This is a genomic window from Paenibacillus sp. MABNR03 (genome assembly GCF_050455445.1).
Taxonomy (GTDB): domain Bacteria; phylum Bacillota; class Bacilli; order Paenibacillales; family Paenibacillaceae; genus Paenibacillus; species Paenibacillus xylanilyticus.
Genome location: NZ_JBCIYR010000004.1, coordinates 606,399 through 618,616 on the forward strand (window position 1 = coordinate 606,399; position 12,218 = coordinate 618,616).

General features: G+C 45.4%; 6 protein-coding genes. All 6 read left to right on the forward strand.

Translation table 11 applies throughout. From position 1 onward, the window contains the following. Positions 1-79: 79 nt before the first annotated feature. Positions 80-2,644, forward strand: a complete 2,565-nt coding sequence (locus tag AAIH57_RS22385) for a DUF4352 domain-containing protein (protein WP_430023031.1) — start codon at positions 80-82, stop codon at positions 2,642-2,644. 93 nt (positions 2,645-2,737) lie between these two features. After that, complete coding sequence (locus AAIH57_RS22390; protein WP_430023032.1) at positions 2,738-3,298, forward strand: hypothetical protein; 561 nt, start codon at positions 2,738-2,740, stop codon at positions 3,296-3,298. A 137-nt stretch (positions 3,299-3,435) separates the two neighbouring features. Then, complete coding sequence (locus tag AAIH57_RS22395; protein WP_095291345.1) at positions 3,436-3,711, forward strand: alpha/beta-type small acid-soluble spore protein; 276 nt, start codon at positions 3,436-3,438, stop codon at positions 3,709-3,711. A gap of 255 nt (positions 3,712-3,966) precedes the next feature. After that, positions 3,967-5,169 (forward strand): methionine adenosyltransferase, encoded by a 1,203-nt coding sequence (gene metK, locus AAIH57_RS22400; RefSeq protein WP_175396646.1) that lies wholly within the window; start codon positions 3,967-3,969, stop codon positions 5,167-5,169. Between the two features lie 216 nt (positions 5,170-5,385). Further along, entirely contained in the window at positions 5,386-9,114 is a 3,729-nt protein-coding gene (locus AAIH57_RS22405; RefSeq protein ID WP_430023033.1) for a SwmB domain-containing protein, read from the forward strand. Positions 9,115-9,459: 345 nt separating this feature from the next. Continuing rightward, a complete protein-coding gene (locus AAIH57_RS22410; protein WP_430023034.1) occupies positions 9,460-12,183 on the forward strand; it encodes a stalk domain-containing protein in 2,724 nt (907 codons plus the stop codon). The last annotated feature ends 35 nt before the right edge of the window (positions 12,184-12,218 follow it).

A 12,218-nucleotide genomic window follows, 5' to 3' on the forward strand; every position in this document is an offset into this window, starting at 1 on the left:
GTTACCTCTTTGAAACTTCCTGTATATATTATTCGTCTATAATATATGTATTATGGAAATCTATGTATGGAGGTTTCAAGTGAATAATAAACTGAAGAATGTCATTGTCGCAACTACCGTGCTGGGGTTGACTCAGGCCGCTTGGATGAACAATTTTCAAATTGCAGAAGCCGCAACTTCTTCTAGCAATACAGCTCAAACTCAAAAGGCTGTCAAAACATTATCTAATGTCCCGGCTGTCAAGCTATCATCCAAAAGCAGTGTTAGACTTACAGATGTCAATGTTCTGACTCAAGACGAAGGCAAGTTGATTACGTACACCCTCACATATACGAACAATGAGAAAAAAAGCTTGCAGTTAGTTGATTACTGGACCAAGGTTAGAAGTAAAGGTGGAACAAGTTATACGTCCAAATTGCTGACGCAAGATGCAGAGAAAAAGAGTGTTGCAGCTGGCTCTACTTTGTCCGTTACATATGTGACGACTGTTGGAAAGAACGTGCAGCTCAGCAATCTGAATTTTGAAATTGTGAAATGGGACTTCAGTAAGCCAAATTATGAAAGCATTCTGGGGAAAATCAATATTCCTGCCTCGTATACGGTTGCTACCCCAGTGAATACAGTCAAAAAGGTACGGATCAATGATATTCCGGTAAAAATTAAAGTCCAGGGTCTACAGACATTCTCTGCCTCGGACACATCCAACTATGCAAGTGTGAAAATTAATCTGCATAACGTTGGTTATAAGGGGTTGGAAAATCCGAATGTGAAGTGGGTTCTGCGAACAAAAGGTGGCAGCAGCTACCCCCTTAATCTAAATTCGAACGATACAACGTACAGCGTACAGCCTCAAGAGTCCAAAAGCATCAATTATATAACTACCGTTCCCAAAAAGGTAAAGCTGGATGGGGCTGAGCTTATTATGGTACAAGAGAACGAAGCCGAGAAATCGGTTATTCCACTTGCGACGATGCAAATGCCGAAATCAACCTCGTTGCAGAATACAGAAATTAAGGTTGGAAAGGTCCATACCATAACGCTCGAAGATAACAAGGGCAAGATGGCTACGAGTGTGGGAGATGTCAGTGTCAGTCAGACTCATGGCAATAACTACTATACGGTCAACTTCAAATTCAAAAACACGGGATCAAGGGAAATTTCCGTACCCAAATATGATTTCTCGGTTCAAAACAAAAAGGGAAATGATTATCCGTTGTCTACCAAGGCACTAGATAATTTGAAATTGAAACCAGATGAAGAGCGCCTAATTCGTCTGACATTTAGTTTGCCTTACGATGAAGCCGATGGAACACTGAAGTTGGTTATGAATACACCAAAAGCTGAGGGCAACGAGGGTACAGAAAGCAAAGAAATTAAGTTTTCGTATCCTGCGGGAACGTACATTCTTCCGAAAGCTACTTCCATGCAGCAATCTATTGGTACAGAGAGTACCCTTCAGATTGAGAATGGAACATTGGGTGTAACATGGAACTCCATTCAGCGTCTTCCTTGGGATAACGCGGATGTTCTGTCCGCGAGAGTTACTTTGCGTAATATTTCAACCAATACGCTTAAACTCCCGCAGCTAAAAGGTATGTTATCCATAGATTCAGCAGATATAGCAGATACGCAGTTGTTAATTAGTCAGAACACCGCTTTGCTTGGGCCAGGCATGTCGGTTGATGTACATCTATTAACATCGCTACCTACCAATTTGGATGTAGCTCAGTTACAGGTGGCATTGTCTGAAGTTGTGGGCGAGAACACATCTGAATTGATCAGACTCACTCACATTGGCCAACTCCCGCAAGTTCCTCAAGTAGAGTTGGGGGCTAATCATGCATTGAATACTCCTGGGAAGAAGTCTGAACTTAAAGTGAAGAAAACACTAATCTACCCAGGAACATCTTCTGATATCGTATACACGGAACTTCAGGTGAAGAACGTTGAGGATCGGCAGATTGATTTAGCCAAATTAACGGGATATTACGAATCTAAGAATGGTGAGTATTATAAAACAACGGTTAAACAGATTGATTATCCTGCTGGACCTGGTGATTCTGCATTAGTAACCATGTGGTCCAAAATCCCAAGGAAGACGGTTGTCTCTGATATGAGGCTGTTGATTGGTGAGACCGTAGGGGGCGAAAGCACAGATAAAGAGGGAGCAGTTACTGGCAAAGGGTATGTGGATGCAGCCTCGTTCGAACTCAAACCTGATCAAGAGCCTACCTTGACAACAATTAAAAATGTGGATATTTATCCTTACAACATTCAAACTAGAGATTTCAAAGCGTCTCTTAGCGGTGGCTCCACAGTTAACCTTTCATGGAACTACGATGCTTCCCGGAATAATGAGTTGAATCTGCCTGAAAATGAACATAAGCTTATCGTGCAAATTATTGAACCTACTGGAAAAGTATTCGATAAAGAGATTGTGCTCGATAAAGATTTGAAGGAAGGTAACAATCAATTTTTGAATTGGACGATTCAGGATGTTGTCTTTGAAGATCGACGCAGTGGAGCTTATACCATTGCCATATATGATGAGTTTCAAGGTCAACGAATTAAGCTTGCAACACAGGCGATGGGCTTTGTGCCAGCCGTCGGCAATCTACCAGGTGCTGAACAAATCTTGGAATAAGCATCGTTGTGGAATCTTTCTATTAAAGATATGATAGAGATTGACGACAAATATATGTAGATTGTTTTTAATAGAAGGGAAGGTACAACATTAATGAAACCTTATATGAAAGTATCTCTGGCTGCACTTGCCATTGGTGTTGGCGTGTGGGTTGGGTCCGTATACGGCAACACCGCTATAGGTGCAGGGACAACTCAACCAGGTACAGCGGATGATCCGGTTGTGACAAAAAGTTATGTAGATCAACAAATTCAAAAGGCCTTAAACGGAGGTTCTTCAGGCTCAGGAAGTTCCGCAGGCAATAATAGTGGATCTACCGGAACAGGAACAGGCAGCACAGGTGGAGACACTTCGCTTCCTCCGGTCGTATCCGGTGGATCTGATGCCGTTGAGATTGTAACCGTGAAGCCAGGTCAACAGCTGATCGGTGCCTCTGGCGCAGAGTTCATTGTGCGCAGCGGCAAGGCTGTGATCGTCAGTGAAGGTACGAACGGTGTAGCTGATCTGACGGACGGGGTTGACCTGACGAATGGCCAGGCGGCGCCGACCAATCACCTGCTCTCTTTTCCAAGGGATGGACGGGGTATAACGGTATTGGATGGTAACAAGTACAGTCTGACGGTCATGGTTCGGGGCGGATATTCTATAAAATAGGATAAGCATTTATTCGCATTTTTATTCATTTTATATGTGTAGATTAACCAGTTCTAACAAACATTTATACGGCTAGCCATGAGGGTTCCTGCTCAATCTATAATTGTACAAAACCAATTAACGGAGGTGCAGGAATCATGGCTAGAAGCAACCGCAGAGTGGTACCGGAAAGTCGTCAGATGCTGGATCAGATGAAATATGAGATTGCTGCCGAATTTGGTCTGAACGTTGGGTATGGACAGAATGCTCTTGCTGGTGCAGATACTGAGTTTGGCTCTGAGTTAGGAGCTGTGAGTGATCATTCCTATGGTCAGTACAAAGGCTGGGGTCATCTGACTTCCCGTGAGAATGGTTCGGTCGGTGGCGAGATTACGAAAAGGCTAATTCGTCAGGCAGAAAAGCAGTTATTATAAGGTTTTTCCTTATCCCACACGGTTTGACATGGGTTGACAAATACGATAAGATGGCAGTTGAGGTATGCAACCTTTTCCAGGGGGAAAAGGTTGATTTTTTGTTAAGGCAATTACCTGAGAAATCCTTATCTTCGTAACTGCGGACCCTGCGTCCTTATTCCGCCCGGAAAGCTTTCGAGGGTACAGTGAACGAATCACCGTAAATGTTTTGTTCGGGCAATCGCCATACTACTAGTTATGGGAGGTTGAAACTTCATGTCTGTTAAAGGCCGACATCTATTCACATCGGAGTCTGTAACCGAAGGACATCCGGATAAGATTTGCGACCAGATCTCGGACGCCGTATTGGACGCGTTTCTGGCGAATGATCCAAACGCTCGCGTAGCGTGCGAAGTTTCCGTGGCTACAGGCCTTGTGCTTGTCATCGGTGAAATCAGTTCAGCTTCTGAATACGTAGACATTCCGGCCATTGTACGTAATACGGTTAAGGAAATCGGGTACACACGTGCCAAGTACGGTTTTGATTATAATACTTGTGCAGTTCTGACATCTCTGAACGAGCAGTCTGCTGATATCGCGCAAGGCGTTAACGCAGCTCTGGAGAACCGTGATCCGGCTCAAGTCGCTCGCGAAACAGAAAACATCGGTGCGGGTGACCAAGGTCTGATGTTCGGGTTTGCAACGAATGAAACACCAGAACTCATGCCATTGCCAATCGCATTGTCCCACCGTATTGCACGCCGCCTCGCTGAGGTACGTAAAAACGGTACACTGGATTACCTCCGTCCGGACGGTAAAACTCAAGTAACGATCGAATACGACGGCGACAAAGTAGTTCGTGTCGATACAATTGTAGTATCCACTCAGCACGCTGAAGAGACTACCCTTGAGCAAATCCAAAAAGACATTAAAGAACAAGTTATCCTGCCTGTTGTTCCGGCTGAATTGCTGGATGAGCAGACTAAATATTTCATCAACCCAACAGGACGTTTCGTTATTGGCGGACCTCAAGGAGATGCAGGCCTGACTGGACGTAAAATCATCGTAGATACCTACGGAGGTTATGCTCGTCATGGCGGTGGTGCCTTCTCTGGTAAGGATCCGACAAAAGTCGACCGTTCCGCTGCTTACGCGGCTCGCTACGTAGCGAAAAACCTCGTTGCTGCAGGTCTTGCAGACAAAGTGGAAATTCAGCTCGCTTATGCGATTGGTGTAGCCAATCCGGTATCGATCAACGTGGATACATACGGAACTGGCAAAGTCAGCGAAGAGAAGCTGGTTGAGTTGGTACGTAACAACTTCGATCTGCGTCCAGCTGGCATCATCCGTATGCTGGATCTGCGTCGCCCAATTTACAAACAAACCGCTGCTTACGGTCACTTTGGCCGTACAGACCTGGATGTACCTTGGGAGCAAGTGGACAAAGCCGATGCTTTGAAAGCTCAAGCGGGTCTGTAAGTTTAAAATATGAATAGATTGAAGCCCTTGGTTCTGATAAGGAATCAAGGGCTTTTTTTCATACATAAGCAATTGGGTCAAAAGAAGAATCTGCCTTGCTAATTAATATCCCTTTTATTGCCTTTTGGCTAAATAAAATGCTCGTTTTGACCGACATACATAATGAGGTCTGTACATTAGACAGGAGAAGAAATATAAGTTGAGGGGGACGAATCGGTGCGTTTGAAACGAATAGCCAAGAAGAGTACAATCGGGCTTTTAATCGTACTATTAACCGCCCAAGGTTGGCTAACAGGTCTGCTTGGAGTGGAAAACACTGCTTATGCAGCAGATGATTTAACTACGCTAGGGGTCAAGGCAACATTACCTGTAACAGGAGAGAAGAATGTAGATGGAGTAACCCCATTGGAGATCGAATTTGCCCAACCCATTCGAAAAGCAGCGGGAACTACCAGTGGATACATATCGATAAAACGTGTGTCAGATGATTCGGAGGTCATTCCACCTATCTTAGTGGACCCAACGGAATCAAGTAATATTAGCATTACACCAGATGATGCCAGTATTCCGGATGTAGGGAAAAAAGTGACGATTAATCATGCACCTCTGCCAGGAGGGGCATATTACGTTCAAATCGACAAAAATGCATTTGTATACGCGGATGAGAATAATACAGCTTTCAATGGGCTGAATAAAGAGTGGACATTTCATACTCAAGGTGTAGGCTCAGCATCGTTAGTAGAGAAAATTCCTGCGAATGCAGCAATGCAGGTATCGCCCTCATCTAATATAACGATGACATTTGATAAAAAGGTTTTTGCAGGTGCTGGGAAACTGCAGATTTTTCAAGGGACTACTTTATATGAGGAGATACCTGTGAATGCAGGTTCTTCACGTATTACTGGTCTGGGGACGAATTCCATTGTGATTGATCCAGAGAAAAACTGGAATAGTAGCAGCACGTATTATGTTGTTATGCCAGAAGGTTTTTTGAGAGATGAAAGGGGGAACGACACGAGAGGAATAACCGGAACCGAGTGGGGTTTTGGCGTAATCTCGGATCCTACTGCTCTCACCGTATCATCTATTTCTCCAACAAACGGTACAACGAATGCGCCTTTGACGGGAGAACTAACGGTTACATTTAATAAAGAGCTTGATACCAATTACCCAGGCAATGCGACGTTGAGAAAGGCCAATGGTGGAACCGTAGCCGTAACAACAACCATTAGCACTTCAAACAATAGACAGCTGCGAATTGTTCCGCAGAGTACTCTGGAAAGCAACACGAATTATTATGTGGATATTCCTGCAAATGTGTTCAGGGACAAGGCTGGTAATCTCTTTACAGGATTGACAGGTACCAGTTCATGGGGCTTTAAGACGCTTAGCAGAGATACTACAGCCCCGGTTCTCAAAACAGTTAAGATGTATAGTAACAATACGATTCGACTTACTTACGATGAAAGTTTGTTTAGCGCGAATCCAGCTTATAGCAGCTTCACGGTAACAGTAAATGGGGAAGCGCGTAATGTCAGCACTGCATATGTATCAGGAGATAGCGTATATGTCGTACTCGATACAGGTGTAGCTGTAGGGCAGGTTGTCCGGATCGGATATACGCCTGGACTGCGTCCAATACAGGATACTTCCCTGAATCCCGCTGCTTCGTTTGCAGCACGAGATGTGGAAAATACACTTGACTCTGTCATGTCCAAACCACGTGAGGGCACGGTGTATTACAGTACAATTAACTTATATTACCCCGAGACGGTATATATCAATTCCAGTGATGCAGTGTCACAATTCAGTGTAACTGCAAACCAGTCTTCGGTAGGGATCAACAGTATATCCTTAACGAATAGTTCAATGGTTACATTGAATCTGAGCCGTTCCATCACCGATGGAGAAGTGGTGCGTGTCTCGTATGCACCAGGCTCTTCCCCTGTGAAAGATAGTCGAGGACAAGCCCTTGCTGGATTCAGCGGGTTCTATGTCCGGAATAGCATTGATACCAAGGCTCCTGAATTTCAGAGTGCGGAAATAAGTGGCTCAAAGCTGTGGATCCGCTACAATGAACCACTTAGAACAACCAACAAACCGTTAAAAAGTCAGTATTCTGTTCTTGTAGACGGTAAACCATTATTTGTAAATGACACGGATATTGAAGATGAAACAGTGACGCTGACTTTGGCTTCTGCCGTAGGCACGAACCAGAATGTAACACTTTCTTATGTACCGGGTGCATTGCGTTTGACGGACTTAAACGGTAATCCGGCTGGTTATATCAACCTAACACCTGTAAGCTACACAGCGGGTAATGGTATGGTGAAATCAGCTACATTGCAAGGAGATACCGTAACTATTACCTTCAGGGAATCTCTGCAGTCACAGACCCTGCTTACCGCTTCTCAATTCGGTGTACAGTTGGGGGGCTCACAGATAAGTGTGGTTTCTGCAGTATCAAGTGGTACAACATTAACTCTGAAGTTATCCAGTTCGGGCACCAACGGACAAGCAGGAACTGTAAGTTATGCACCAGGGATAATCCCGCTGCGTACGCTTGATAACGTAATTGTTGAGGCATTTGGACCTTTACCTATTAGCCAAACTCAAAGCACGGGTTCAACTACCAATACTGGCAGTTTAAGTGGCAATCTGCCATCATGGCTAACCGTATCGGACACATCGGCTTTTAACCAGTCCATGTATGTCATGAGCACGGATGCAGCAACAACAAATTCTGCCCAGTCACGCAATAGTCGTTCTACCCGGCAGTTTAATGTGGATGCTAGTAAGCTAAATCAGGCATTTCAATATGCAAACTTAAGCAATAATTCAAGTCGAATGGTTGTATTTGAGGTTCCTTCCACAGAAGCATCAGCTTATGTAGGATTTCCAATAGACACGCTCACAGAGATTGCTTCACGTGAACGCTTTTCATTTATTGGAGTAAAATATGGAGAGCGTCTGTGGTCCGTGCCTTTGTCAGATTTGAATCCTTCCAGTATTGCACAAAGTGTGAATGCAGGTTCAGGATCATCCTACTTTTATGTTCAACTCGAATCAGTTCCTGTGACCGTATCTGGTACAATGGACGGCATGCTTGCATCCGCCGGGGCACAGAGAGTATCCGATGTTACGGACGTTTATCTATCAGCCTATAATGGCTATAGTGGTCAGCGTGCAGAACAACAAGTGAAGAGTAAACTTGCACTTAGATTACCATCAACGACATCAGGACCAGCCACCGGTCTGGTTTACATTGATCAAGGAACTTCAGCTCTAGCTAATATCCCGCATCATTTCTCCAATGCAACTGGAGCAGTTATTATAACAGGTCAGCTGAAAGGCAATCAGGCTATTGTAGCTGCATCCCATCCTGTTTCATATCGGGATACTGCTACGCACTGGGCTAAGGATGTCATTGGTGAGTTGTCTGCAAAATGGATTATTAATGGACAAAATGGAACTTTGTATGTTCCCGATCAGCAAATATCACGAGCAGAATTCGCTACTTTAGTGGCAAAAGGATTGGGATTGCCAGGCGACTATGCTAGTGCTCAACAATTCAAAGATGTTCGTTATGGTGATGTCTCGGGCGCTTATATTGGTGCAGCAGCTAAAGCGGGTATTGTCACTGGTAATACGGATGGTACTTTTAAACCGGATAGCCTCGTCACTCGTGAGCAGATGGCTATCATGATGGTTCGGGCTTTGGATTATGCTGGTCAGCCAACCGTTCTGAATACTTCGGCAGCATCAACATTGTCCAAGTTTAAGGACAGCAACAAAATTCAATCCAAGGATTCTGTCGCAAAAGCAGTACAGGAAGGCATTATCCAAGGAATGACATCGAAGACATTTGTGCCACAAGGTAATGCAACACGTGCACAAGCAGCGGTAATGTTGAAACGTGTACTGAACAAATTGGGTTATCTGTAATCCAAATAGGAATAAATAGATTTATCTAATTAAAGCGGGAAGCGATCAGAAAAATAAGTTTATCTGATTGCTTTTTCGCTTTTTGTTATGCAAGTTAATAGGCAGAATGAATGCATCGCTAATAGATTATCCACCATATTTGTGACTTCAAGTTTGGCAATTTGATGCCATACTTGAAGTCTTTTTTTGTCTGAAATAACCTCAATGTTGGCTGCGTGCGTAACTTTTTCCACGAAAAGCAGTCTATTAATAGTAGAGTATACTAGGGATCTGGCTGTTCCCTGCCTTCTGGCAGGACACATGATGTCTAAGATTGATATACAAGATGGGAGAGACGTTTCAAACATGCTGGGGAAACATGGGAAACAGCTGGAAGACGTTAAGGGCAGTAAGGCAAAGAAATGGGCAATTGTGACGCTGGCAGGTGTGATTTGGATTGCACCGGTCCTGGGAGCAGGGCAGCAGGTCTGGTCGGGAACAGCGTGGCAGTCGGTAGCCGCTGCGGCATCTACAAGTACAAGCAAGTTAAGTGAGGAAATTCTGACTTCCGGTGCGAAGTTGATGAAATACAAATATACAACCACAAGATCCGGCTCAAAGGTGAATGTACTGGCTGACGTGATCCAGGTGGATTTGCAAAACCCTTATGTGAAACTTGATGTAATGACAGGTAAGGGCGGTAATCTGAACAGCAAACAAAGCACAGGCGGCATGGCCAAAGAAAATGAGGCAGTCGCAGCCGTGAACGGCGATTATTTCAACGTATCCGGCGAGCTCGCTCCAATCGGTGGACAGGTCTCTGACGGGGTTCTGATATCCACACCTTCGGAACTGAAGGGTATGTATGCTCTGACAGTGACTAAGGATGGCAAACCGATGATCGACGAATACTCTTTTGACGGTACGGTGAAGGCCGATGATGGCTCAACGTTTGCTTTGCGTGGAATTAACAAGGAAGACTATACGGTAGAATCAGGCTCGGTTAAATACAGTCACGCCAATTCGATGTATATTTATACACCAGCCTGGACATCAACCAAGCGTCCGAATGATCCTTCCACAACACCGACAGAGGTGCTGGTGCAGAACGGCGTAATAACACAAATTTCTGACAAAAAGGCATTAGACATGACGGTGCCGGAAGACGGGTACATTTTACGTGCGCACGGAACAGCAGCTACCTGGATTATGACTCACCTCTCCGTGGGACAGACGCTTAGCGCGGATTACAAGCTCGTAGCCAAAACAACGGGACAATCGGTTGATCCAAGTAATCTGGAAATGATGATTGGCGGTCATACGATCCTTGTTAATGGTGGAAAAGCGGCTACCTTCTCCCGTGATATCGCATCTTCCGGCATTGGCGGCATTCGTGCGAGAACAGCGGTAGGTTATTCTCAGGATGGTCGGTATGTCTACATTATTGCGGCAGAGAAAAACAGCAACAGTAGCGGCATGTCGCTGACTGAATTGCAATCCTTCATGACCAGCATCGGGGTATGGAAAGGCATGAACCTGGATGGCGGCGGCTCCACCACCATGGTGACACGTCCGTTGGGCGAGGAAACCGCAGGTCTTACCTTCAATACAGAGTATGGTACGGAGCAGCGTCAGGTCGTAAACACGCTGGGCGTGTTCTCTACGGCTCCAGAAGGTAAGCTGAAAGGCTTCGCTGTAAGTGGCAGCCAAACGCTGCTGGTAGGACAGGAAGGCAAGTATACAGCCAAAGGATATGACACCTATTACAACCCTATCGCAACAGGCGATATCAAGCTGACATGGAAATCAAGCAATAACGGTATCGTGAGTGTGAGCAATGGCGTAATTAAAGGGGTTAAACCGGGAACGGCTACATTGACAGCAACAAGCAATGGCGCTTCTTCTTCCATTAAAGTATCGGTACTAGGAGGAAGTGAACTATCCTCTCTGACTGCTGGATCTGGCCTCGGTTCACTCAAAGCGGGAACCACCATGTCCATCCCTGTGACTGCAAAAACGAAAGACGGACAAAGTGTAACGGTTCCGGCAGAATCGCTGACGTGGGAGTTTATCGGCTTCAAAGGTAAAATTGCAGGCGATCAATTGACTGTGTCTTCTGTAACTCCAGGTGCACAAGTTGGATATGCGATCGGCCGTTATGACGGCTACAGCACCGTTGTCGTCCTCACGGCTTCGGACAGTGAAACCGTCTGGGAGAACTTTGAGAATGTAAGCTATCCGATCAACTTCACGACGAACGCGACTGGCGTGACTGGTTCAGCTTCCGTAACAGCGGGTACAGGTGAAAAGGCTGGCTCCAAAGTGCTGCAGTTGAGCTATGACATGACGGCTGGCACTGGGAAAATGTATGCTTATGCCCAATTGAATGGTACAACGGGTAGAGAGGTATCTTCTGCTGCGACATCGATGTCAATGGACGTCATGGGTGATAAGAGCTTGAACTGGCTTCGCGCAGAGTTTACCGATGCAAACGGGAAAACCGTTTATGCCGACCTCGCGAAGGCGATCGACTGGAGCGGGTGGAAAAAGGTGAATGTGGACCTAAGCAGTCTGAACATTGCTTATCCGGCCAAGCTGAAACGGGTCTATGTGGTCAATGTGGAAGAAGGACAGGATGAACGGGCGATGACAGGTACGCTTGCATTTGATAATATTGCTTTCACGATGCCATCGAAATCCAGTGAAGTCGGACTGCCTACAGGAACAGCTTCCCTGGTACTTGGGCAAAAATCGATGACCGTGAACGGAACGAAAAAGGCGATCGATGCAGCACCAGTGCTGAAAAATGGTACGACGTACGTCCCAATCAAGCATGTACTGGATGCTTTTGGCGGACAGGCAAGCTGGGATAGCAAAAATCAGCGGATCACCGTCATTCGCGGCGGAAAGCTGATCGACCTGGTCGTAGGTCAGAAAGAATTCATCTTGAATGGAAAAAGACAAAGCGCAACAGTAGCCCCATATGTATCCGGAGGTAGGACTTTAGTCCCTCTTCGACTCGTTTCCGAGCAACTTGGATTGACTGTAAAATGGGAACAGAAAACGAAGACCGTTACCATCTCATCGTGATATGGTATGATATATACCGGAAACGATAGAAATGG

Bases quoted from the DNA above. Each gene is read 5' to 3' on its own strand.
- AAIH57_RS22390 (WP_430023032.1), top strand. From the start codon at position 2,738: ATGAAACCTTATATGAAAGTATCTCTGGCTGCACTTGCCATTGGTGTT.
- AAIH57_RS22395 (WP_095291345.1), top strand. From the start codon at position 3,436: ATGGCTAGAAGCAACCGCAGAGTGGTACCGGAAAGTCGTCAGATGCTG.
- metK (WP_175396646.1), top strand. From the start codon at position 3,967: ATGTCTGTTAAAGGCCGACATCTATTCACATCGGAGTCTGTAACCGAA.
- AAIH57_RS22410 (WP_430023034.1), top strand. From the start codon at position 9,460: ATGCTGGGGAAACATGGGAAACAGCTGGAAGACGTTAAGGGCAGTAAG.